Below are 22473 nucleotides of genomic sequence, written 5' to 3'. Positions count from 1 at the left end.
GTCTGCGAAGAAATTCCGTGACACCCGTCACACCGCGAACTCTTTGTCACCACGACGCACCGTGCGTTAGTGGGCTGACGGTCCCCTCCGGCCGGGCGCCGACGTGTTCGACGGTGCGGGAGAACACCTATCAGCTCTCACCCGCTGAGGGGGCCTCTCCCGCCGCGAAGTCACTCGTTGGAGGGACTTTCGTATCCGTGCGCCTCCCGGGCGCTCTCAGGGGCACTCAGGGGCCGCGAGGCCCCGCTTACGGAGTACTCGCACGCCGGTCGACAGGTCAAGGCAAGAGTTGGTCAGCCGAGGGCAAGGGGCGGTCAACTACCCGCGTCCGGCTGGGCGCACGCACCGCGCGCCCGGCAGGCCCACGCACCGCGCGCCCGGCAGAGCGCACCCGCCGCGCGCCGGCGGGAACCGCGTCCGTCCCGGCGCACGCGGAAGGCCCGCCACCGAAGTGACGGGCCTTCCGACGTATTTCTCTGCTGCGGTCCTGACGGGATTTGAACCCGCGGCCTCCACCTTGACAGGGTGGCGAGCACTCCAAACTGCTCCACAGGACCAGAAGCCGCTCCCTCGCGGTGGTTCACCGCGCTGGGCTGCGAGAAGGACTCTACAGCAGCCCCGGGGTCCTGGTCGAACTCGCTGTCCGTGGGTGCCCGCTCACGGCGCCGCCGCGTCGATCGCCTTCACGATCCGCTTGTCCGAGACCGGGTACGCGGTGCCCAGCGCGTGCGCGAAGTAGCTGACCCGCAGCTCCTCCACCATCCAGCGGATGTCCCGCGCCTCCCGCGGTACCGGGCGCCCCTGCGGGAACTGCTCCAGCAGCCACAGGTACTCGTCCCGCATCTCGCGGACCTTCTCCATCCGCGTCGTGTCCCGCTGCGCGTTCGCCGGCATCTGCTGCAAGCGCCGGTCCACCGCCCGCAGATAGCGGAGCAGATCGGAGAGCCGCAACAGGCCCGCCTCGGCCACGAAGCCCGGGTGCACGAGCTCGTCGAGCTGTTCGCGCACATCCGCCAGGTTGGCCAGCAGCGCGGGGGAACGGGTGCTTTTCAGCCGTCTCTCGCACGCCTGCCAGGCCGCCACGACCTGCTGCACGGCCGCCACCGCGTTGACGGTCGTGTCCACGATCCCGGCCCGCACGAACTCGTACAGCTTCCGGTACCCCGCCTCGTCCCACGCCGGGCCGCCCGCGCGCTCGATCAGCCGGTCCGCCGCGGCCGTCGCGCAGTCCGCGAAGAGCGCCTGCATCGAGCCGTGCGGGTTCGCCGAGAGCGCGAGCTTCTGCGGGTTGGTCAGCCTGTCCCGCGCGAACTTCGCCGGGTTCACCGGGATGTTGCGCAGGATCAGCCGCCGCGTCCCGTGCCACATCGCCACGCGCTGCTCCTCCTCGCTGTCGAAGAGCCGCACGCCCACCGTGTCGCCCTCGTCCACGAGCGCCGGGTACGCCTTCACCGGCTGGCCGCCCCTGCGGGTCTCGAAGACCTTGCTCAGCGTCCCGAGGTCCCCCCAGTCCGTGAGCCCCTTCCGCTCGACCGACGCCTGCCCCGCGCGCTCCGCCGTCGCCGCCGCCGCGCGCGAGAGCGCCTGCCGGGCCTTGGGCCGCAGCCGGTCGCGCAGCGCGTCGAGGTCCTTGTCCTCGGCGAGCTTCCTGCGCCGCTCGTCCACGATCCGGAACGTGATCTTGAGGTGGTCCGGGACCTTCGCGACGTCGAAGTCCTCGGCCGTGACCGGGACCCCCACCATCTGCTGGAGCCCTTTCGCGAGCGCGGTCGTCAGCGGCGCGCTCAGGGGGCTCGCCGTCGCGAGGAAGCGCCGGGCGAAGTTCGGCGCCGGCACGTAGTTGCGGCGCACCGGCTTCGGGAGGGAGCGGATCAGCTCCGTCACGACCTCCTCGCGCAGCCCCGGGATCTGCCAGTCGAAGCCCTCGGAGGTGACCTGGTTGAGCACCTGGAGCGGTACGTGCACCGTCACGCCGTCCGCGTCCGCGCCCGGCTCGAACTGGTACGTCACCCGGAGGTCGAGCGGCCCCTGCCGCCACCGGTCCGGGTAGTCGTCCTTCGTGATGCCCTGGGCCGCCTCCGTCAGGAGCATCGAGCGCTCGAAGTCGAGGAGTTCGGGCTCCTCCTGCCGCTTGCGTTTCCACCACGAGTCGAAGTGCGCGCCCGAGACGACGTGCGTGGGCACCCGCTCGTCGTAGAAGTCGAACAGCGCCTCGTCGTCCACGACGATGCCGCGCCTGCGCGCCCGGTGCTCCAGCTCCTCGACCTCGGTGAGCAGCCGCCGGTTGTCCGCGAAGAACTTGTGGTGCGTGCGCCAGTCGCCCTCGACCAGCGCGTTGCGGATGAACAGCTCGCGCGAGACCTCCGGGTCGATCCGCCCGTAGTTGACCTTGCGCTGCGCCGCGAGCGTCACGCCGTACAGCGTGACCTTCTCGTACGCCATCACGGCCGCCTGGTCCTTCTCCCAGTGCGGTTCGCTGTACGTGCGCTTCACGAGGTGCGCGCCGAGCCGCTCGGCCCACTCCGGCTCGATCCGCGCGTTGACGCGCGCCCACAGCCGCGAGGTCTCCACCAGCTCGGCGCTCATCACGTACCGGGGCGGCTTCTTGAAGAGCGCCGAGCCGGGGAAGACCGCGAACTTCGCGCCGCGCGCGCCGAGGTACTCGTTGCCGCCGCGCCGCTTCTCCTTCGCCTGCTGCGCGGGGTCCTTGGCCGTGGACTCCTTCACGTCCTTCATGCCGATGTGGGAGAGCAGCCCCGCGAGCAGTGAGACGTGCACCTGCTCGGGCGGCGAGTCGTCCGTGTTGACGTGCAGGCCGAGCTGCTGCGCCACGGAGCGGACCTGTGCGTAGATGTCCTGCCACTCCCTGATCCGCAGGTAGTTCAGGAACTCGTTGCGGCACATCCGGCGGAAGGCGGAGGAGGAGAGCGCCTTCTGCTGCTCGCGGATGTACGTCCACAGGTTGAGGAAGGCGAGGAAGTCGCTCGTCTCGTCCTTGAAGCGCGCGTGGAACTGGTCGGCCTGCGCCTGCTTCTCGCTCGGCCGCTCGCGCGGGTCCTGGAGCGAGAGCGCGGCGGCGACCACCATGACCTCGCGCACGCAGCCGTTGCGGTCCGCCTCCAGGACCATGCGCGCCAGGCGCGGGTCCACGGGCAGCTGCGCGAGCCTGCGGCCGGTCTGCGTGAGCCGCTTGCGCGGGTCCTTCTGCTCCGGGTCGAGCGCGCCGAGTTCCTGGAGGAGCTGCACGCCGTCGCGGATGTTGCGGTGGTCCGGCGGGTCGATGAAGGGGAACTTCTCGATCTCGCCGAGCCCGGCCGAGGTCATCTGGAGGATGACGGACGCCAGGTTCGTACGGAGGATCTCCGCGTCCGTGAACTCGGGGCGCGCCTCGAAGTCCTCCTCCGAGTACAGCCGGACGCAGATGCCGTCCGAGGTGCGCCCGCAGCGGCCCTTGCGCTGGTTCGCGCTCGCCTGCGAGATCGCCTCGATGGGCAGCCGCTGCACCTTCGTACGCGAGCTGTAGCGCGAGATGCGGGCGGTGCCCGGGTCGATCACGTACTTGATGCCGGGCACCGTGAGGCTCGTCTCGGCGACGTTCGTCGCGAGGACGATGCGGCGCGCGCTGTCCCCGGAGGCCCGCTTGAAGACACGGTTCTGCTCCGCGTGCGAGAGGCGCGCGTACAGCGGCAGGACCTCGGTGAAGGGGAACTTCCTCTTCTCCAGCGCGTCCGCCGTGTCCCTGATCTCGCGCTCCCCGGAGAGGAACACGAGGATGTCGCCGCTCGGTTCGCGGCGCAGTTCCTCGACCGCGTCGATGATCGCGGTGACCTGGTCGCGGTCCGGCTCCTCGCTGTCCTCGGCGAGCAGCGGCCGGTAGCGCACCTCGACCGGGTACGTACGGCCCGAGACCTCCACGATCGGGGCGTCCCCGAAGTGCCGCGAGAAGCGCTCGGGGTCGATCGTCGCCGAGGTGATGATCACCTTGAGGTCGGGACGCCGGGGGAGGAGCTGGGCGAGGTAGCCGAGGAGGAAGTCGATGTTGAGGCTGCGCTCGTGCGCCTCGTCGATGATGATCGTGTCGTACGCGCGCAGCTCGCGGTCCGTCTGGATCTCGGCGAGCAGGATGCCGTCGGTCATCAGCTTGACGTACGTCCCGCGGCTGACCTGGTCCGTGAAGCGGACCTTCCAGCCGACCGCCTCGCCGAGCGGCGTGTCCAGCTCGCTGGCGACGCGCTCGGCGACGGTACGGGCCGCGAGGCGGCGCGGCTGCGTGTGCCCGATCATGCCGCGCACGCCGCGCCCCAGTTCCAGGCAGATCTTCGGGATCTGCGTCGTCTTGCCCGAGCCGGTCTCGCCCGCGACGATCACGACCTGGTGCGCGCGGATCGCGTCCGCGATGTCGTCCTTCTTGGCGCTGACCGGGAGCTGTGGCGGATAAGCGACCTCGGGGACGTGCGCGGCGCGTTCGGCCAGCCGCTCCTCGGCCTTGGTGATCTCGGCCTCGATCTCGGCGAGTACGGCGCTCCTGGCCTCCGGCTTGCGCACCCGGCGGGTGCCTTCGAGCCTGCGGCCCAGCCGCTGGGCGTCGCGCGGGGCGAGGAGGGCGAGTCGGGGCGCGAGGTCCGCGCTGGTGGGGGCGGGGGCAGGCGAAGTGGACATACGGGCTCCAGTATCGCACCGGCGACGCGGGCGCGGCGAGCGGATTTTTACCGGGCCGCCCGGCCGCCCTGCCGGTGCCTTCTTGACCTCAAGCGCACTTCACGCCGTTGTCTGCCGGTGTGCGCGAGCGGCGGCCGGACCGCGGCCGCGCCGCCCACCACCACCTCAGGGAGAACCCATGTCCCAGCCCGAGTCCCCGGACCGGGTGCGCCTGGCCGTCATCGTCGGCAGCGTCCGCGAGGGCCGCTTCGGTCCCGTCGTGGCGCGCTGGCTCGTCGAACGGGCCGAGGAGTACGGCGCCTACGAGGTCGAAGTGCTCGACCTCGCCGAGGCCGAACTGCCCCTCGCTTCCCGGCCTTCGGCAGCACCCCGCCACCCGCCACCGCCGCGGCCCTGGAGAGGGTCACCCCGGTCCTGGCCCGCGCGGACGCGTTCGTGGTCGTCACGCCCGAGTACAACCACAGCTACCCGGCCTCGCTCAAGAACGTCATCGACTGGCACAACCCGCAGTGGCACGCCAAGCCCGTCGCGTTCGTCTCCTACGGCGGACTCTCCGGGGGCCTGCGCGCGGTCGAGCACCTGCGGCCCGTCTTCGCCGAGGTCCACGCGGTCACCGTCCGCGACACGATCAGCTTCCACGGAGCCCGGGAACGGTTCGCCGAGGACGGCTCGCCCAAGGACCCCGAGAGCGTGAACACGGCGGCGGAGACCCTGCTCACCCGGCTGGAATGGTGGGCCCGCAGCCTCGCCGAGTCCCGCGCGAAGCGCCCCTACACCGTCCGACCGACGACAACGCCCCGGACGGCGGGCCGTCCGGGGCGTTGTGTGTGAGGTGGCTGGGGCCGGGATCGAACCGGCGACCTATCGCTTTTCAGGCGATCGCTCGTACCAACTGAGCTACCCAGCCACGCGACCTCGAAGGGTCAGCGCGGTCCTGACGGGATTTGAACCCGCGGCCTCCACCTTGACAGGGTGGCGAGCACTCCAAACTGCTCCACAGGACCTCGACGTACGTTTCCGCACGGTAAAGCGTGCCCCCAACGGGATTCGAACCCGTGCTACCGCCTTGAAAGGGCGGCGTCCTGGGCCACTAGACGATGAGGGCTAATTGGCCCGCCTGGGCGCTTCGCAGCGCGTCGGGGACGTGAGAAGCATATGGGATGGGGGGAGGGTTCGCCAAAACGGTTTCCCGGGGGCGGTCCCGCGGGCTCCGGAGCGGCCCGTCCGGCGTCCCGCCCGGCCGCTGGTCCGGCGGCCCGGCGGCTCAGCCCCAGCCCAGCTCGTGCAGCCGCGCGTCGTCGATCCCGAAGTGGTGCGCCACCTCGTGCACCACGGTCACCGCGACCTCCGCGACGACCTCGTCCTCCGTCGCGCAGTACCGCAGCGTGGGCCCCCGGTAGACGGAGATCCGGTCCGGGAGGACGCCCGCGTACCACTCGCCGCGCTCGGTCAGCGGCGTGCCCTCGTAGAGGCCGAGCAGTTCGGGGTCGTCGGCGGGCGGCTCGTCCTCCACGAAGACGGCGACGTTGTCCATCACCCGGGTCAGCTCGGGCGGGATCGTGTCGAGCGCCTCGGCGACCAGTTCCTCGAAGCGGTCCTCGCTCATCTCCAGCACCCCGCCATTGTGCGGGACGGGCGCGCGCCGTGTCCTGCGCGGGCCCGGGGGAGTTGGGCAGGGAGTATCCGCTGTCCCGCGCCACCGGAGGTCCTTCCGTGCGCCATCTCCCCGTACCCCTGCGCCTCGCCGCCGTCCTCGCCGCCACCCTCGCGGGCAGCGGCTGCATGAACGTCGGCGAGGGCCCGGCCGGCCCGGCGAGCCCCGGCGCCACCGCCGGGGTCGCCCACGAGTCCCCCGACGGCGCCGGTACGGGGACGCTGCGCGCCGTACCGCAGGGCGGCGGGACCTCCGCCGGGGACGGGCGCGGCGCCCGCCCCGGGCCCTCCGCCTCGGGCGGTCCCTCCGTGTCCTCCAGCCGTCCCGCGGCCGGGGAACCGGCGGAGGACGGACCGGAAGGCACCGCGAAGGACAGCGCGCGCCCCCACGAGGAGCGCCCCTCGCGTCCCGCCTCCTCCCGTCCCGCCCACTCCGCCCCGCCCACGCGCGAGACCCCGGGCCGCCCCCCGAGCAGCCCCACCGGGCCCACGCCCGGCGGGACCACGGCCCCGCCCACCTCGGCGCCCACGAGCCCCGAGCCCAGCGACACGCCCGGCACACCGACCGGGAGCGACCCCGGCACGGAGGACGGGGACGCGGCCCGCACCCACGAGCGCGGGCAGCGCGCGCCGGAGCCGCTCGCGGCGGGGAAGCCCGCGGCGCGACCCGTCGCCCAGTCCGCCGGGGAGTCCGGCGGCGCGCCCGGCGGGAAGCCCGGTGGGGAGTCCGGCGGCGCGCCCGGCGGGCAGTCCCCCGCACGCACCGGCGGGGAGGAACCCGCCCCCGGCTGATGCCGCCGGACGGGAACAAGGCGGCGACGGCGCGCGTTCGCAGGAGTACGCGCCGGTGTCCCGGGAAAGCCAGCCCGGGCGCCCCGGTCCCGTACGGTGTGTACGACCGGGGCCCGCGTGCCCCGTACGTCCGGCCCGAAAGCTCCGCGGCCGGGCCCGACCCGCTGCCCTTGCGCGCTCCTGACCGGCTGGTTTGCCAGTGGGTCGACGTGGTGCGTATGGTGGTAGATCGTTTCATCCGCTGTTCGTTTTTCATCCCCCTGTGCCCGGCGCTGATCTAAGAGCGCCGCGTGTGGCGCGTACCTTCCTTGCCGTAGCTGGATCGCACTGAGGCGGTCGTCTGCGCGTACACGGAGCTGGGGCACGTGCCGAAACTCCGGAAGGTTTCGCGTTTCACATGTCTGTTTCCACATCCGATCACTCTGTCGTGCCCGCGTCCCAGCAGGCGCCCGCCGACATCACCCCCGAGCTGGTGACCGCTCCCGCGCAGCCGACGGCCGAGACCGTCGACGCGGTTGACGCGGTCGAGGCGCCGGAGAGCGCGCCGGTGGACGAGGCCCCCGAGGCCCCCGCCGAGAAGACGCCGACCTTCGCCGAGCTCGGGCTCCCCGAGGGCATCGTCCGCAAGCTCGCGCAGAACGGCGTCACCACCCCGTTCCCCATCCAGGCCGCGACGATCCCCGACGCCCTGGCCGGCAAGGACATCCTCGGCCGCGGCCGTACCGGCTCCGGCAAGACCCTCTCCTTCGGCCTGCCGCTCCTCGCGCAGCTCGCGGGCGGCTTCACCGACAAGAAGAAGCCGCGCGGCGTCATCCTCACGCCGACCCGCGAACTGGCGATGCAGGTCGCCGACGCCCTCCAGCCCTACGGCGACGTCCTCGACCTCCGCATGAAGGTCGTCTGCGGCGGTACGTCCATGGGCAACCAGATCTACGCCCTGGAGCGCGGCGTCGACATCCTCGTCGCCACGCCCGGCCGCCTGCGCGACCTCATCAACCGCGGCGCCTGCTCGCTGGAGAAGGTGCAGATCGCGATCCTCGACGAGGCCGACCAGATGGCGGACCTCGGCTTCATGCCCGAGGTCACCGAGCTGCTCGACCAGGTCCCGGCCGGCGGGCAGCGGATGCTCTTCTCCGCGACGCTGGAGAACGAGATCGACGCGCTCGTGAAGCGCTACCTCGTCAACCCGGTCGCCCACGAGGTGGACGCCGCCCAGGGCGCCGTCACCACGATGAGCCACCACATCCTCATCGTGAAGCCGCGCGACAAGGCCCCGGTGACCGCCGCGATCGCCTCCCGCAAGGGCCGCACCATCATCTTCGTCCGCACCCAGCTCGGCGCCGACCGCGTCGCCGAGCAGCTGCGCGACGCCGGGGTGAAGGCCGACGCGCTGCACGGCGGCATGACGCAGGGCGCGCGCACCCGCGTCCTCGCGGACTTCAAGGACGGCTACGTCAACGCCCTCGTCGCGACCGACGTCGCCGCGCGCGGCATCCACGTGGACGGCATCGACCTCGTCCTCAACGTGGACCCGGCCGGCGACCACAAGGACTACCTGCACCGCTCGGGCCGCACCGCCCGCGCCGGCCGCTCCGGCACCGTCGTCTCGCTCTCGCTGCCGCACCAGCGCCGCCAGATCTTCCGCCTCATGGAGGACGCGGGCGTCGACGCCGCGCGCCACCAGATCGGCGGCGCCGTCTTCGACGCCGAGCTGGCCGAGATCACCGGTGCCCGCTCGATGACCGAGGTCCAGGCCGAGTCGGCGGGCCAGTCCGCCAAGCAGGCCGAGCGCGAGGTCGAGGACCTGACCCGCGAGCTGGAGCGTGCCAAGCGCCGCGCCGGCGAGTACCGCGCCGAGGCCGACCGCCTCGTGGCCCGCGCGGCGCGCGAGCGCGGCGAGGAGCCCCCGGCGCCGAGCGCGGTCGCCGCGGACGCGGAGGCCGGTACGGAGCAGCCCGCCGCCGTCGCGGAGCAGGCGGCGGCCCCCGTCGCCGCCGAGCCCGCGCCCGTAGCGGAGCGCCGCCCGTACGAGCGCGACCGCGACCGGGACGAGCGGCCCTCGTACCGGCGGGACAACGACCGGCGCGACGACCGCCGCGACCGGGACGACCGTCCCTCCTTCCGCCGCGACAACGATCGCCGCGACGACCGTCGTGACGACCGCGGCGGGCGGGGATTCGAGCGCCGTGACGACCGCGGCGGCTTCGGCAACCGGGGCGGGGACCGCGAGCACCGCTCGTACGACCGTCGTGACGACCGCGGCGGCCGTGGCTTCGAGCGCCGTGACGACCGCGGGGGCTTCGGCAACCGGGGCGGGGACCGCCGTGACGACCGCCGCGACGGCGACCGTCCCTCGTACCGCCGTGACGACCGCCCCGGTTTCCGCCGGGACAACGACCGTCGTGACGACCGCGGCGGGCGCGGCTTCGAGCGCCGTGACGACCGGGGCGGGCGCGGCTTCGACCGCGACCGCGGCGGCCAGCGCGACGCGGGCCGCCCGCACCGCGGCGGCAGCGACCGCCCGTTCAACCGCGACCACCGCGGCACGGGTGACCGCCCCTACGGCCGTCGTGACGAGCGGGGCGCCGGTTCCTCGTTCGGCCCCCGCCGCGACGACAAGCCGCGCTGGAAGCGCAACGGCTGAGTGAGCCCATGACCAAGGGCCCGTACGGAACTTCCGTACGGGCCCTTGGCAATTCCCGCTCCCCGCAAGGGGGTTGACCGGGGCGCGCGCGGGGCATCGCTGCGCACATGACAAACACAGCAGCGAGTGGCGAGAAACCGCCCCCACGGTCGGCGGGGACGGCCGGCGACTCCTCCGGCTCCCCGGGCTCCTTTGGCCCCTCCGCCCCCTCAGGCTCCGCTGGTTCCTCCGACGAGGCGCGGCTCGCGGAACTCGGCTACACGCAGGTCCTCGCGCGCCGCATGTCCGCGTTCTCGAACTACGCGGTCTCCTTCACGATCATCTCGGTCCTCTCCGGCTGCCTGACCCTCTACCTCTTCGGCATGAACACCGGCGGTCCCGTGCTCCTGACCTGGGGCTGGGTCGGGGTCGGCGCGATGACGCTGCTCGTCGGGCTCGCGATGGCGGAGATCTGTTCGGCCTACCCGACCTCCGCCGGGCTCTACTTCTGGGCGCACCGGCTCGCCCCCGAGCGCTCGGCCGCCGCCTGGGCGTGGTTCACGGGCTGGTTCAACGTGCTCGGGCAGGTCGCCGTGACCGCCGGCATCGACTTCGGCGCGGCCAACTTCCTCGCCGCGTACCTCAACCTGGAGTTCGGCTTCGGCGTCACCCCCGGCCGCACGATCCTCCTCTTCGCCGCGATCCTCGTCCTGCACGGCCTCCTCAACACCTTCGGCGTCCGCATCGTCGGCCTGCTCAACAACATCAGCGTGTGGTGGCACGTCGGGGGCGTCGCGGTCATCGTCGGCGCGCTCGCGCTCGTACCCGACCACCACCAGTCCACGACGTACGTCTTCACGCACTTCGAGAACCACACGGGCTTCGGCAGCGGCGCCTACGTCATCCTGATCGGCCTGCTCATGGCGCAGTACACCTTCACCGGCTACGACGCCTCCGCGCACATGACCGAGGAGACGCGTGACGCGGCGACGGCGGGCCCGAAGGGCATCGTGCGGTCGATCTGGACCTCGTGGATCGCCGGGTTCGTGCTGCTGCTCGGCTTCACGTACGCGATCCAGTCCTACGAGAGCGCCAGGAACTCGCCGACCGGGGCGCCGCCCTCGCAGATCCTCCTCGACGCGGTCGGCGCGACGGGCGGCAAGCTCCTGCTCCTCGTCGTGATCGGCGCGCAGCTCTTCTGCGGCATGGCCTCGGTGACCGCCAACAGCCGCATGATCTACGCCTTCTCGCGCGACAACGCGCTCCCCTTCTCGGGCCTGTGGCGCACCGTGAGCCCCCGCACGCGCACGCCCGTCGCCGCGGTCTGGCTCGCGGCGCTCGGCGCGCTCGTCCTGGGCCTGCCGTACCTGATCAACGAGACGGCGTACGCGGCCGTGACCTCGATCGCCGTGATCGGCCTCTACATCGCCTACGTCGTCCCGACCCTGCTCCGCCTGCGCCGGGGCGACGCCTTCGCGCGCGGCCCCTGGCACCTGGGCCGCTGGTCGCGCCCGGTCGGTATCGCGGCGGTGACGTGGGTCCTGGTGATCACGGTCCTGTTCATGCTCCCGCAGGTCTCCCCGGTCACCGTCGAGACCTTCAACTACGCGCCGGTGGCGGTCCTGGTGGTCCTGGGCTTCGCGGCGACGTGGTGGTTCGCGTCGGCGCGGAAGTGGTTCCTGCGGGGAAAGGGCCCGACGGCGGAGGACTGACCCCCGCCCTCCCCCGGGCACCCCGAACCGCGTACCGGATCGGACTCACGCGGCCGGGGGGCTATGCTCGGGGGAGCACCACTGGGACCGTTAGCTCAATTGGCAGAGCAGTGGACTTTTAATCCATTGGTTGTGGGTTCGAGTCCCACACGGTCTACGCGCATACGCCCCAGGCCAGGGACTCCCGGCCTGGGGCGTTCGGCGTTCGGGGGCTGCGTCGCGCCCCTACAGGGCGGGCTGGTTGCTGCCCGGGCAGGTGCTGGGGTCGCCCGGGGGCTGGTGGATGGTGGTGGGCTCGCCGGTCTGGGAGCCCACGATCTGGCCGCAGACGGGGCAGTTGCCGTAGCAGCGACCGGGGCCGAAGTCGCGTCGTCGGGCACGTACAGGCATAGCGTCCTCCTGAGAGGGTTGGCGTGCTTCCTGTGGTGGTGCGTTCCCCGTCGAGCGGCCGGGCCCTGGCCGCGCGACGAAGCTCAGAGGGCGCGGATGAAGGTCTTCGCGCCGTTGTGGTAGTCGATGGTGAGGCCGTAGTTCCCGGGGCGTTCGCCCTCGCGGGTGGACCAGCGGGTGACCGTGGCGATCTGCGGGTTCTCGGCGGCGAGGAGAATTCCGGCGAGCCACTCCTCGGCGCCCGCGTCCCCGGCCGGGGCGGGCCCTGAGGCCGGAGTGCCCTCGACGGGCGCGGCCGGGGCGTCGAACTTCTCGCTCGGCGCAAGCTGCCCGATGAACTGCCAGCGCTCCTCAGTGCTGCGGGTGACCGCGAGGCCGAAGGGGTGCTTGGTGTCTCCGGCCTCGGCGAGGGTCCGCACGCGGGTGACACCCGCCGTGTTCTTCGCGAGGTCGAGGGCGTAGTCCTGGAGCTGCTCGGGGCGCATGATCGGTCCTTTTCTCAGGGGCGGGGGACGGCAACCCTACCCACGGCGGGGGCTGGCCGGGGCGCTCGGCGAGCCGGGCGACAGCCGGGTGCGGCGCGGCGGGCAGACGGCGTGGAGGGTGGCTGCGGGGCGGGCCCCGGAGGCGGCCTCGCGCGGTATCTCCTCGATTTCGTCGCCGGGTTCGAGGGGGCGCCGCAGCGTTCACACATGCTGGTCCTCATGGGCGTTCCTCCCAGGTGATGAGGCGGTACGTCTCGCGGCAGCGGCGGCAGGCGTAGAGGGCGCCGCCGGGCTCGGTGGCGGGTTCGGGCGCCGGCTGGACGAGGGCGATGTCATCCGCGAGGTCGCGATGCCACGCGCACCAGGCGATGGTGCGGGCGAGCTAGGCGGTCATCGCTCCTCCCTGCCGTAGCAGCAGAGGCGGCAGCCGCGAGGGAACCAGGCGGGCCCGGTCGCGGTGGCCCGGCGGGCGCCGAGATCGACGTCGTCAATGCCGGGCTGGAGCGCGGCCGCGCACCACACGCACGCGGCGCCGCGCCGCTGCTCCACCGTGAGCGTCCCGACGGCGGGCAGGACGACCTCGCCCGCGGGGCGCTCACCGGACCGTCACCCCGGACGGCCCGAACGCGGCGCCGAGCTGGGCGACCGGGGTGAGCCGCCCGCTTCCGTCCGGGGGTTCGAGCCACAGCCGCCCCTCGCTGCCGATGCCCTCGTGCGGGCAGTCGAGCACCCACCCGCGCGGGTGCACGGTGAGCTGCCGAAGGTCGGCGAGGTCGTCCGCCTCGTCGGCCGGCACGAGCCACCACGCGAGCGGTTCGCGGACGGAGGCGAGGACGGGGCCGAGCGCGCCGGTGGGGCAGATGGCGCACATCGCGTCGATTGACGGGTAGAGCGGCTCCCCAACGACCCGCCACGCGCCGGATGAGGGTACGGGCACGAGTCGGTCATCGAGCGCCCATATGCGGAGTGCCTGCTGCGGGTTCGCCACGGTGCGTGTGAGCCACTGGCGCCCGATCTCACCTCGGATGACTGCCATGACACGGACCGTAGGCGGCAGGGTTGCGCGCTTGCGCGGCGATTGCGCCGGATTGCGGACCGGGCGCGGGAGTTGTGCGGATTGCTGCTACGCGAGCCCCAGGGACGCCCTGGCGCGCGCGATCAGGCGGTGTGCCTGCGTGCCGCGAGCGGCGGTTTCGGAGAGCTGGTCCCAGACGCGCCCGTACAGGCTGAGGTCGTCGTCCGATTCCAGGGTCAGTTCGCTGCTGATCGTCTCCACGATGACGCGGGCCTCGTCGTAGATCCAGAAGCCGTGTTTGAGAGCGAAGGGCATGGGGGCGCCCAGGGGCACGATGCCTAGGTCGATGCTGGGCAGGCCGATCAGACTGACGAGCCGGTCGAGCTGAGCCGCCATGGCATCCCGCTCGCAGATCAACGCGTGGAGCGCGCCCTCCCAGATGAGGACGCGGAAGGTGCGGCCCGGCTCGTAGAGCACCGCCTGGCGGGCCATCCGGGAGTTGACTGCCGCCTCGGCGTCCGGCGGCGTTCGGTGGAGCTGCGAATTGCACGCGAACAGGGCGCGTGCGTAGTCCGCGGTCTGGACGAGGCCCGGGATGACGGTTGCCTCATACCCGCGCACGGTGCGCACTGCACGGTAGGTGGAGACGTAGCGGTCCTGGACGGCCCGGTGGCCAGCCGTGAGCTGACGGCGCCAAGACCGGTGCTGTGACTCCAGACCGCGCAGGCGGCTCGTGAGGTCCGAGGCTGCCGTCTCGTCTGTGGCTTGTGCCCAAGCTGCGAGGTCATCGATGGTGGGGGTCTGCTTGCCGGTTTCCAGCCGGGAGATCTTCGACCTCTGCCAGCCGAGGCGGGCGGCAAGGTCTTTGCCCTGGAGGCCCGCCTCGGTGCGCAGCTCGCGCAGCCGCGCGCCGAGGGCCTCACGCCCGGTTTGGAAATCCGTCGCGCTCACGCGTCAGACGGTACCCGGCTCTGGTACTCGGCGGTGCGGACCGCGTGATGCCAGGCGGCCTCGCGTATCTGGCACGCCCGGAGCACGTCCTCGGGCGCCTCTGTCGTGGTGACGCCGAGCATGTCCCCCGCCTCTGTGAAAGCGAAGCGGACAACGAGCCGGGAGTCGAAGACCCAGAAGTCCTCCGTGGGCAGGCCTAGCCGCGTTGCGGTGAGGCGGTCGAGGTTACGGATGTCCTCTCCTGCCGCGACGTTGCTGAGACCGCTGGCGAGGAGAAAGCGCTGCCCCTCGGTCGGGGGTGCGTCCACGATGCGCACGCGCTCGAAGCGCTTCCCGAGGGCCACCTGCCGGGCGACGTTGAGCCGCCACTCGTCGGCGGGTTCGGCTAGGAGGTCCTGCCCTGCCTTCCAGCGGGCCCATTTCGGGCTCTCCCGATCGGAGGCGTAGCCCTGCTGGGACTCCAGTCTCCAGGCGGTGTGCTCGAAGTCCTGGAAGAGGTAGGCGACCTCTGTGAAAGGAAGAAGGTCGGCCACGTCACTCCTTCGGTGCGAAGCGGGTGAGCAGTTCGCGCGGGATCACGACGAAGGTCTCGCTGTCCTTGACGTCGCGGAGCTGTGCGAGGTCCTTGGGGTCGGTGAGCTGATCGCCTTGGACCACGATGTCGCCGGTCTCCACGACCTCGTAGAGCGTGGGGCAACCGCCGTTGTCGCTGGTGGTGCCGATGAACCGCAGCGTCATGTCTGCTTCCTTCGTGTCGGCTGAACGTGCGCTCAGAATGCTTCGAAACGAGCGGCGGCGGGGCGCGATTGCTGAGAATTGCTCCTCTGCTCGGCGGAACGTCGAGACCGAGCAACGCCCGAGCAACAGAAAGGCGCCCCCTCCCCGCGCGTGGCGGGGAGGGGACCGCGGCCGGTCGGCCAGGCGGTAGGTGACGGTGTTGCCGGGGCCTCGGGTTCCGGCGACGACGCCGTCTCTCCGGAGTTTCCGGAGGGCATGACGCGTCTGCTTGTCGCTGCCGCGTTCGCTGGTCGCGGTGAGGCCGGCGTCTCGCCGGGCGGTCCTCGCGCGCTGCGTGTCCCACTCTCCGCCGAGGGAGCGGATGACCTTGTCGAGGATGTCGTGTCGGGCTGCCATCCGCCCATCCTGCGGGAGGCGGACGGGCGGGTGTGCCGGTTGCTCAACTTCGCCGTCGCGGGGGCCTCTTCCTCTGCCTGTGGACCACCATCACGGTCCGCTGGATCAGGAGTGCGGCCATGGTCAGGAGCAGGCCCGCACGGAGGGCGCGGAGCACGGTCGCCGGGGTGCCGTCGGGCCCGACGAGGATGATCGCGACGCTGTACATGCCGAGCGCGCCCAGCGCGCCGGACAGCATCATGAGATGCCGGACCATCGGGGTGGAGCGCCACGGTGCGAGCCGGTGGTAGGGGACGCAGAGCGTCGCGGCCGTGGCGGCGACGAGCGCGGACACGCCGGTCTTGAGGTACTGCGTGATGGTCACGCGCCCCTCCCCTCCAGAGGCTGGCGGAACATCTCTGCGAAGTGGTTCTGCTCGCGTGCGCGGCGCAGGCGGTGCGCGGTCTCGGATACGACGGGCTCCCGCTCCTCGGCCTCGCGTCGGCTCGCCCGCGTCCGGTCCAGGGCGCGATCGGCGGTGGCACGCCCGGGTGTGAGGCCGCCGTGGCGGCTGCCGGAGCCTCCTCCATGGCGTCCGCCCGGGGTGGGGGCGTACGGCCTGTCGTGGGGCGTTGCCCGGTGCCGTTGTGGTGGGCGGGGGTGGGGCCGTGGTTTCCGGGGTGTTCGTCCTCGCGGGTGGACCAGTGGGTGACGGGGGAGAGCGGCCGGAGGCCGGGGGCCCTCGATCGGGTGCGGCCGGGGCGGCGGCAAGCCTGGTTGTGGGGGGCTCAGTTCCTCGTGGGGTCCGGCGAGGCCTCGGTCAGGAGGTCCAGGGCCTCTTCCCAGCGGAAGCGGTCCGCCGCGCCGCCCGATCCGGGGCGGTGCGGCGCGCACGAACCGAGGCGGACGCCCATCGCGCGCAGCCGGTCCAGGCCCCGGGCGTAGGCCGGGTGGGCGCTCAGGGCGGTGTTCACGTACGGCAGGGCGGCGGTCGGGACGCCGAGCCCGTACGCCTCGCACAGGATGCCGAGGGCGAGGGTGTCGGCGATGCCCGCGGCCCATTAGGGAGCGTATTCGGTTGTGATCAAGAGGCTGCTCGTGTGAGGTCCTTGATCCAGATCATGGAGGCCCGGAGGTGGAGTCCGGCGAGGTAGCTCCCCGGGTCTTGTCGTAGCGGGTGGCGATGCCTCGCCATGCCTTCATCCCGTTGATCGTCCGCTCGACGGTGTTCCGTTCCTTGTAGAGCTCGGTGTCGTGACTGACGGGCCTGCCGCCTCCACTGCCTTTCTTCTTCCGGTTGGCGGCCTGGTCCTTCTTCTCCGGGATGACCGCTTTGATACGGCGTTTGCGCAGGTGGGCACGGTTGCCGCGAGACGAGTAAGCCTTGTCTGCGGCGACTGCGTCCGGCCGGGTGCGGGGGCGGCCGACGGGCCCGCGTATCCGCACCTTCTTCAGGACGGGGATGAACTGTGGGCTGTCCGCTGCCTGGCCCGCGGTCAGGATGAACGCCAGCGGGCGGCACTTGCGGTCGGCGGCGAGGTGGATCTTGCTGGTCTGCCCGCCCCTGGAGCGTCCGAGGAGGGCGGCCTTCAGCCGAAGTTTGCGCCGACGCCGGACGCGTCGTCGTTCTTCCCGCGCGGGATCGCTTTCGGTCTCCTGCCCGGTTTGTTCGTCGCAGCCGCCCCCTTTGACCTGGCCTTCTCCTCCTCGGCGGCGGCTTTCTCCAGGGCGGTGACGACGTCCTCGTCGAGGTGCATGCCGGCCGCGTCGTGGTGGGCACGGGCGGTGGTGGAGTCGATGCTGACCAGGGACAGGTCCACCTCACCGCGCTTCGCGGCTTCCGCGATCAGGCCCTCCAGCAGGGCCTCGAAGACCCCGGCGTCACGCCACTGCCGGAAGCGGTTGTGGACGGTCGACCAGGCGCCGAGCTCTGCCGGTATCTCCCGCCACTGGCCGCCCGTCTTGAACCGCCAGATCACGCCCTCGAACTGCTGCCGCAGCCGCTCGGGGTACGGGCCGTACTCGCCGATCGGCAGGTACGGCTCAATGAAATCCCACTCCGGGTCGGTCAGTTGCACTCGCGTCACGTACGACGGTCTACCGGACCAGACCGTGCCACGAAGGCACATCCCGCAGATTGATCACGACTCGATACGCTCCCTAGGGAGGGTGTTGAAGGTGGCGGGGGCCACGGCGATGGCGTCGGCGGGCGGCAGCGGGCGGGCGTCGCCGGGGGTGCGCCAGGCCGAGCGGACCGGATGGCCGGTCCGGGCCTCGACGGCGCCGACGTCGAGGGAGCCCAGGCCCTGCGGTGTCGCCACGACGCCGACCCCCCAACCCCGTTCCAGGGCCGGGCCGATGAGCCGGTCGACGTCTCCCGCGTTGCCGGCGGCGCAGACGACGACGTACAGGAACGGCTGTGCGGTCACGCGGGGACTCCAGGTGGTCGGCCGGGGCGGCGCGCGGCACCTGCACCGCGCGGGACGGGGGCCGGGGGGACCGGGGGGCCGGGGATTCGCGCCGGGTGCGGGCGGTGCCCTGTCGGGGCCACCTTCGGCGTGCGGCGGTGGGTGCGTCAACTCGGTTGCGTGCGGGAGGGCGGGCGGGTTTTGGCCAATGGTGTGGGGTGCCTTGCCGGGGTGCGTGCGGCTTCGTACGGTTCCGGACTGAGGTGGTCGGGAGCGCTCCCAGACGCGGCTGACCGGAGCCGTCCCCACGGGCGGGTTCCCGCCCCTCGTACGACGGGCCCCACGGCCCTCCCCCCACGTTGTCCGAGGGAAGGAACCTTCCATGCACGTCACTTCACGTCTCCGCCCGGCAGGGAAGTCGTGCACGCTGGCCGCCGCGCTCGTGCTCGCCGCCGGCTCGCTCGGCGCCGTCGCCGCGACGAGCGCGCCCGCCGCCGCGGACGCGCAGACCTGCGAGCAGTTCGGCAGCGTCACCACTCCCGGCGGGTACATCGTGCAGAACAACGCCTGGGGCACGACCGCCCCGCAGTGCGTCGACCAGTCCGGCGACGGCTTCACGCTCAGCCGCGCCGACGGCTCCGTCCCCACGAACGGCGCCCCGAAGTCGTACCCGTCCATCTACGCGGGCTGCCACTACACCAACTGCTCGCCCGGCACGGTGCTGCCCCGCAAGGTGAACGCCATCGGCAGCGCGCCGAGCCGGATCGCCTACCGCTACACGGACGGCGCGGTCTACGACGCGGCCTACGACATCTGGCTCGACCCGGAGCCGAGGACGGACGGCGTCAACCGCACCGAGATCATGATCTGGCTCAACAAGACCGGCCCGGTCCAGCCCATCGGCTCCAAGACCCACAGCACGACGATCGCGGGGCAGAACTGGGACGTGTGGAAGGGCAGCAACGGCTCCAACGACGTCGTCTCCTACGTCGCCCCCGCCGCGCTCGGCGGCCTGGACTTCGACGTCAAGGACTTCGTGAACGGGGCCATCACCGAGGGGCTGGCGACACCGGAGTGGTATCTCACCAGTGTCCAGGCGGGTTTCGAGCCGTGGGAGAACGGCGCGGGCCTCGCGGTGACGGACTTCTCGCTGAGCGTGCGGTGAGGGGGTGATGGCGGCCGGTCGTCGCGACTGAGGGCCGGGGTGAGGGCGCGAGGGTCGGTGTGGCTGACGACGCGGCCGGTCCCGGGTGGTTGATGGCCCGGACCGGTCGCGCTGGGGTTCGGGGCTGCGGGGAGGCGCCCTCGGGGTGGGGACGCGGGGCGGGACGGCGTAGGGGCTTGAGGGGTGGCCGGGATCGTACGGGTCAGGGGCGGGCGGCCCAGATCTGGCGCGTGGTGCGGACGGTCACATCGCGGCGTGACGCGAGGTTCTCGGGGGCGATGAGGGTGTCCAGCGCGGCCAGGTCTTCGGCGGACAGGGAGTCGGCGACCGTCGTGCGCAGGCGGGTCAGGGAGGCCAGGGCGTAGCGGCCGATCGCGGGGTTCTCCGGCGCCTCGATCCGTACGTCCAGGGCGCGTTCGCCCGCGACCGAGAAACCCGCCGCCGTGAGCATCAGGCCCCAGTCGGCGCCCCGGTGGGGGACGTGCCCGGCGTGGAAGGCATCGCTCGCGGTGTGCGCGCGCTCTTCGAGCGCCGCTTCCTCGCCCGGGGGCAGGAAGCGGGGGAAGCCGGAGAGTTCGACCAGGGCTAACAGGCCCTCGGGGGAGAGGAGTTCGCGCACCCGGCGCAGGGCGAGGGCCGGGTCGGCCATGTGGTGCATCGAGGCCGAGGCCCAGACGAGGTCGTAGGCGCCGAAATCGGGCCAGTCCGCCGCGTCCAGGTCCGCCTGCACCGTACGGACGCGCCCGTCCAGACCCGCCGCGCACGCCTTCTCGCGCAGCCGCTGGAGGTGCGGCGCGGAGGAGTCGACGGCCGTGACGTGTGCCTCGGGGAAGCGGTCGAGGAGCGCGAACGTCCCCGCCCCCGTACCGGAACCGAGGTCCACGATGTGGCGGGGCGCGGCGGTCAGCGGGAGCCAGTCCGTGATCGAGGCGATGTGCGCGGCGAGGATCTCGGCGTCGAGGTCGAGGATCTCCGCCTGATCGGCGGACGGCGCGTGAGGCTGGTCGTGGGCGGTGGGGTGCGGGTGGGCGTCGGGGCGCGTGTTGCCGTCGGCGGGCGCGTTGCGGTCGGTGTGTGGGTGGGGCTCGGGGTGCGCGTCGGTGTGCGTGGGGGCCTGCGCGGTGGGCGGGGTGTGTGCCTGGCCGGGGGTGTGGGGCTCGGGCGTGTGGGCGTTGGGCTCGGGGGCGTGGGGGGCCGGGGTGCGGTGTGGGTGCGACATGGGGACACGGTACGGCGGATATGCGCCGGGGGCTCGGGGTCTGGCGTCTCGCGCAAGGGCGAGGGGGGTCACGGTGCCGTACGCGCTTTTTGTTTTTTTGAGGGGCCGGTGTCTGCCGTACGCGCCCGGTGGCGGCGTCGGGGGTGGGTGTCGGTGAGGTGGCCTCGCGGGTGATCCACCTCCGTCGGTGAGCCGCGCTCGTCGTCGGCGGCACGGGCACGGGCACGGGCCCGGCGACCGGGCTCGTATCCGGGACTCGGCCGCCGCTTTCCCCTTCTTGGCCTCCTGTTCCCGGCCCGGCCTTCCCTGCCCCCCGCCGTCGCGTCCGTCTCGGCCTGCGGTGTCAGCCCCCGTTCCGGCCTCCGCTCATGTCGCCGCTGCCGCTGCCGTCGCCACTCGTTGCCGCGCCCGCCGTGCCCTGCGTTTTTGCCGCACCCGGTGCCGTACCCGCGTCCCTGTTTCCGTCGCCGCGCTGGTGTCCCCTGCGGGCGTCGCGGTCGAAGATGCCGAGGATCTCGCAGGGGCCCGACTCCGTGCCGATGGCATGCGGGAGCATCGTCGGGAACTCGGCGGACTGGTTCGTCTCGACGCGGAAGCGGCGGTGGCCCAGGAGCAGCGTCGCCGTGCCGGAGAGGACGACGAGCCATTCGCGGCCCGGGTGGGCGCGCAGTTTCGAGGGGTTGTCCGGCGGCGGTTCCGTCATGCGCTGCCGTACGACGGTCAGTCCCGGGTCGGCCTTCACGGGCCAGCGCATCTGCCCGCGCGCGCCGTCGACCACCGGGTTGCTGACGACGTCGTCCGACGCCGTCTCCACGAGCTGGTCGAGGCTGGTGTCGAGGGCGCGGGCGAGCGTCACGAGGCTGTCGAGCGCGAGGCGGCGCTGACCGTTCTCGATCCGGCTGAGCGTGGACTGGCTGAGGTTCGCGCGGCGGGCCAGCTCTTCGAGCGACCAGCCCTGGGCCACCCGCAGGGCGCGCACCCGTTTGCGCACGAGGCTGTCCAGATCGTCATCGTCTTGCTTCATGAGCAAGATGGTATGCGCGCTGGGCATCCATCGCCTTAGTTTCGGCCGTGTCCGTTTCCGTGCCGTCCGTTTCGTCCCCGGCTTCCGTGCCCGGGACCCCGGGAGTAGCCATGTCCCAGCAATCCGCCGGAGAGCCGCGTCAGTTGCGGCTCGTCCTGATCGCCGTGTGCGTCGCGCTCATGGCGGTCATCGCCTCCGTGTCGGGGCTCAACGTCGCCCAGCCCGACGTCGCGGTGGCCTTCGGGGCCTCGCAGTCCACGATCCTGTGGATCATCAACATCTACACGCTCGAGCTCGCCGCCCTCCTGCTGCCGCTCGGCGCGCTCGGCGACCGGCTCGGGCGCAAGCCCGCACTCCTCGGCGGACTGCTCGTGTTCGGCCTCGCGAACATCGCCGCCGGTTTCGCGCCGAACGTCGAAGTCATGTTCCGCGCCCGTCTGTTGAGCGGCGTGGGCGCCGCCATGATCATGCCGGTCACGCTCGCGGTCATCACCGCCACCTTCCCCGCCGAGCGGCGCGGCAAGGCGATCGGCGTTCGTACGACCGTGGCGGTGCGGTCGCCTCGGCGGTCGCCGTGGTCGGACTCATTCTCGTCCTCCAGGAGGGGCCCGCGCGCGGCTGGGGCGACCCGCTCACCCTCGTGGCGCTCGCCGTCGGGGTGCTCGCGGCGGGCGGCTTCGTGGCCTGGGAACTGCGGCGCGGGGAAGGCGCGTTGCTCGACATACGGCTCTTCCGGGCGCGCGGGCTCGCGAGCGGGTCCGTGACGCTCCTCGCGGTGTTCGGGGTGCAGGCCGGGATCTTCGTGGTGCTCTTCCCCTTCTTCCAGGCGGTGCTGGGCTGGTCGGCGCTCGCCTCGACGCTCGGCATGATGCCCATGGCCCTGCTGATGATGGTGAGTTCGGGACTCGCGCCGAAGCTCGCGGTACGGGCCGGGGCGCGCGCCACGATGGTCGCGGGCATCGCGCTCGCCGGGGCCGGGCTCGCGCTCATGGCGGGCATGGTCTCGGCGACCGGCGGCTACGTGTCGCTGCTGCCCGGGATGCTCGCGATGGGTGCGGGAATGGGGCTGTCCATGACCCCGTCCACCGAGGCGATCACCGGCGCGCTGCCCCGCGAGCGGCAGGGCGTGGCCTCGGCGCTCAACGACGTGACCCGCGAGTTCGGCACCGCGCTCGGCGTCGCGCTGCTCGGCGCGCTGCTCTCGGCGGGCTACCGCCACGCGCTGGCGGGTCGTCTCGACGGCGTACCGCGCGACACGGCGGCG

General features: G+C 72.4%; 17 protein-coding genes, 5 tRNA genes and 6 pseudogenes. 8 read left to right on the top strand and 20 right to left on the bottom strand.

Going from position 1 to position 22473, the window contains the following annotated elements:
* Window positions 1-482: 482 nt before the first annotated feature.
* Both SSBG_RS13400 and hrpA read right to left on the bottom strand, forming a co-directional pair.
* Window positions 483-557, bottom strand: a tRNA-Asp gene (locus SSBG_RS13400).
* Window positions 558-657: 100 nt separating this feature from the next.
* The gene (gene hrpA / locus SSBG_RS13395; protein WP_008746670.1) at window positions 658-4659 is read right to left on the bottom strand and encodes an ATP-dependent RNA helicase HrpA; all 4002 of its coding nucleotides are present in this window, start codon (window positions 4657-4659) and stop codon (window positions 658-660) included.
* A gap of 178 nt (window positions 4660-4837) precedes the next feature.
* Between hrpA and SSBG_RS35770 the strand changes: the two are divergent.
* Together SSBG_RS35770 and SSBG_RS35765 are read left to right on the top strand one after the other, a co-directional pair.
* Window positions 4838-4984, top strand: a pseudogene (locus SSBG_RS35770) (NADPH-dependent FMN reductase); the annotation flags it as partial.
* A gap of 110 nt (window positions 4985-5094) precedes the next feature.
* A complete protein-coding gene (locus SSBG_RS35765; RefSeq protein ID WP_324603515.1) occupies window positions 5095-5490 on the top strand; it encodes an NAD(P)H-dependent oxidoreductase in 396 nt (131 codons plus the stop codon).
* Between the two features lie 2 nt (window positions 5491-5492).
* Here the strand turns inward: SSBG_RS35765 and SSBG_RS13385 are convergent.
* The 4 genes from SSBG_RS13385 to SSBG_RS13370 form a co-directional block, all read right to left on the bottom strand.
* Window positions 5493-5566, bottom strand: a tRNA-Phe gene (locus tag SSBG_RS13385).
* Between the two features lie 22 nt (window positions 5567-5588).
* A tRNA-Asp gene (locus SSBG_RS13380) sits at window positions 5589-5663 on the bottom strand.
* Between the two features lie 28 nt (window positions 5664-5691).
* Window positions 5692-5764: transfer RNA gene (locus SSBG_RS13375), tRNA-Glu, on the bottom strand.
* A gap of 159 nt (window positions 5765-5923) precedes the next feature.
* A complete protein-coding gene (locus SSBG_RS13370) occupies window positions 5924-6274 on the bottom strand; it encodes a metallopeptidase family protein (protein ID WP_008746668.1) in 351 nt (116 codons plus the stop codon).
* A 98-nt stretch (window positions 6275-6372) separates the two neighbouring features.
* Here SSBG_RS13370 and SSBG_RS30235 point away from each other — a divergent pair, with 98 nt between their 5' ends.
* From SSBG_RS30235 to SSBG_RS13345, 4 genes are all read left to right on the top strand, one after another.
* Window positions 6373-7104 (top strand): hypothetical protein, encoded by a 732-nt coding sequence (locus tag SSBG_RS30235; protein ID WP_050776765.1) that lies wholly within the window; start codon window positions 6373-6375, stop codon window positions 7102-7104.
* A gap of 397 nt (window positions 7105-7501) precedes the next feature.
* The gene (locus SSBG_RS13355; protein ID WP_037869688.1) at window positions 7502-9748 is read left to right on the top strand and encodes a DEAD/DEAH box helicase; all 2247 of its coding nucleotides are present in this window, start codon (window positions 7502-7504) and stop codon (window positions 9746-9748) included.
* 107 nt (window positions 9749-9855) lie between these two features.
* Window positions 9856-11439 (top strand): amino acid permease, encoded by a 1584-nt coding sequence (locus SSBG_RS13350; RefSeq protein WP_008746664.1) that lies wholly within the window; start codon window positions 9856-9858, stop codon window positions 11437-11439.
* A gap of 84 nt (window positions 11440-11523) precedes the next feature.
* Window positions 11524-11596: transfer RNA gene (locus SSBG_RS13345), tRNA-Lys, on the top strand.
* A 68-nt stretch (window positions 11597-11664) separates the two neighbouring features.
* Here the strand turns inward: SSBG_RS13345 and SSBG_RS33695 are convergent.
* The 12 genes and pseudogenes from SSBG_RS33695 to SSBG_RS13290 all read right to left on the bottom strand — a co-directional run.
* The gene (locus tag SSBG_RS33695; protein ID WP_008746663.1) at window positions 11665-11829 is read right to left on the bottom strand and encodes a hypothetical protein; all 165 of its coding nucleotides are present in this window, start codon (window positions 11827-11829) and stop codon (window positions 11665-11667) included.
* An 83-nt stretch (window positions 11830-11912) separates the two neighbouring features.
* Window positions 11913-12314, bottom strand: coding sequence for a hypothetical protein (locus SSBG_RS13340; RefSeq protein ID WP_008746662.1), 402 nt, complete (start codon window positions 12312-12314; stop codon window positions 11913-11915).
* Between the two features lie 390 nt (window positions 12315-12704).
* Window positions 12705-12887, bottom strand: coding sequence for a hypothetical protein (locus tag SSBG_RS34640; RefSeq protein ID WP_037869683.1), 183 nt, complete (start codon window positions 12885-12887; stop codon window positions 12705-12707).
* 22 nt (window positions 12888-12909) lie between these two features.
* Window positions 12910-13350, bottom strand: coding sequence for a hypothetical protein (locus SSBG_RS13330; RefSeq protein WP_008746659.1), 441 nt, complete (start codon window positions 13348-13350; stop codon window positions 12910-12912).
* Between the two features lie 87 nt (window positions 13351-13437).
* Window positions 13438-14280 (bottom strand): helix-turn-helix domain-containing protein, encoded by an 843-nt coding sequence (locus tag SSBG_RS13325; RefSeq protein WP_008746658.1) that lies wholly within the window; start codon window positions 14278-14280, stop codon window positions 13438-13440.
* Window positions 14277-14813, bottom strand: a complete 537-nt coding sequence (locus SSBG_RS13320) for a DUF6879 family protein (RefSeq protein WP_008746657.1) — start codon at window positions 14811-14813, stop codon at window positions 14277-14279. Before SSBG_RS13320 ends, SSBG_RS13325 begins: the two co-directional genes overlap by 4 nt.
* Before the next feature lies 1 nt (window position 14814).
* Entirely contained in the window at window positions 14815-15018 is a 204-nt protein-coding gene (locus SSBG_RS13315) for a hypothetical protein (RefSeq protein WP_007827539.1), read from the bottom strand.
* Between the two features lie 439 nt (window positions 15019-15457).
* Window positions 15458-15778, bottom strand: coding sequence for a putative phage holin (locus SSBG_RS13310; RefSeq protein ID WP_008746656.1), 321 nt, complete (start codon window positions 15776-15778; stop codon window positions 15458-15460).
* Complete coding sequence (locus SSBG_RS36145) at window positions 15775-16287, bottom strand: DUF7620 family protein (RefSeq protein WP_420790272.1); 513 nt, start codon at window positions 16285-16287, stop codon at window positions 15775-15777. The genes SSBG_RS13310 and SSBG_RS36145 overlap by 4 nt, the downstream gene beginning before the upstream one ends.
* A pseudogene (locus tag SSBG_RS13305) lies at window positions 16182-16454 on the bottom strand (flavoprotein); the annotation flags it as partial. The gene SSBG_RS36145 and the pseudogene SSBG_RS13305, both read right to left, overlap by 106 nt.
* A 23-nt stretch (window positions 16455-16477) precedes the next feature.
* A pseudogene (locus tag SSBG_RS31120) lies at window positions 16478-17480 on the bottom strand (IS5 family transposase).
* A gap of 78 nt (window positions 17481-17558) precedes the next feature.
* Window positions 17559-17822 (bottom strand): annotated as a pseudogene (locus tag SSBG_RS13290) (flavoprotein); the annotation flags it as partial.
* 361 nt (window positions 17823-18183) lie between these two features.
* Between SSBG_RS13290 and SSBG_RS13285 the strand changes: the two are divergent.
* Window positions 18184-18960: pseudogene (locus SSBG_RS13285) on the top strand (GH12 family glycosyl hydrolase domain-containing protein); the annotation flags it as partial.
* 208 nt (window positions 18961-19168) lie between these two features.
* Here SSBG_RS13285 and SSBG_RS13280 read toward each other — a convergent pair.
* Window positions 19169-20185, bottom strand: coding sequence for a class I SAM-dependent methyltransferase (locus tag SSBG_RS13280; RefSeq protein ID WP_008746650.1), 1017 nt, complete (start codon window positions 20183-20185; stop codon window positions 19169-19171).
* A gap of 343 nt (window positions 20186-20528) precedes the next feature.
* Window positions 20529-21209, bottom strand: a complete 681-nt coding sequence (locus tag SSBG_RS13275) for an XRE family transcriptional regulator (RefSeq protein ID WP_008746649.1) — start codon at window positions 21207-21209, stop codon at window positions 20529-20531.
* Between the two features lie 110 nt (window positions 21210-21319).
* On the opposite strand from SSBG_RS13275, the pseudogene SSBG_RS13270 reads away from it, so the two are divergent.
* Window positions 21320-22473: pseudogene (locus SSBG_RS13270) on the top strand (MFS transporter); the annotation flags it as partial.

Source organism: Streptomyces sp. SPB074 (assembly GCF_000154905.1).
In the GTDB taxonomy this organism is placed as follows: domain Bacteria; phylum Actinomycetota; class Actinomycetes; order Streptomycetales; family Streptomycetaceae; genus Streptomyces.
This window is presented reverse-complemented; position numbering and strand designations above follow the sequence as displayed.

Bases quoted from the DNA above. Each gene is read 5' to 3' on its own strand.
- SSBG_RS13280 (WP_008746650.1), bottom strand. From the start codon at position 20,185: ATGTCGCACCCACACCGCACCCCGGCCCCCCACGCCCCCGAGCCCAAC.
- SSBG_RS13355 (WP_037869688.1), top strand. From the start codon at position 7,502: ATGTCTGTTTCCACATCCGATCACTCTGTCGTGCCCGCGTCCCAGCAG.
- SSBG_RS13275 (WP_008746649.1), bottom strand. From the start codon at position 21,209: ATGAAGCAAGACGATGACGATCTGGACAGCCTCGTGCGCAAACGGGTG.
- SSBG_RS13330 (WP_008746659.1), bottom strand. From the start codon at position 13,350: ATGGCAGTCATCCGAGGTGAGATCGGGCGCCAGTGGCTCACACGCACC.
- SSBG_RS13340 (WP_008746662.1), bottom strand. From the start codon at position 12,314: ATGCGCCCCGAGCAGCTCCAGGACTACGCCCTCGACCTCGCGAAGAAC.
- SSBG_RS13350 (WP_008746664.1), top strand. From the start codon at position 9,856: ATGACAAACACAGCAGCGAGTGGCGAGAAACCGCCCCCACGGTCGGCG.
- SSBG_RS13315 (WP_007827539.1), bottom strand. From the start codon at position 15,018: ATGACGCTGCGGTTCATCGGCACCACCAGCGACAACGGCGGTTGCCCC.
- SSBG_RS33695 (WP_008746663.1), bottom strand. From the start codon at position 11,829: ATGCCTGTACGTGCCCGACGACGCGACTTCGGCCCCGGTCGCTGCTAC.
- hrpA (WP_008746670.1), bottom strand. From the start codon at position 4,659: ATGTCCACTTCGCCTGCCCCCGCCCCCACCAGCGCGGACCTCGCGCCC.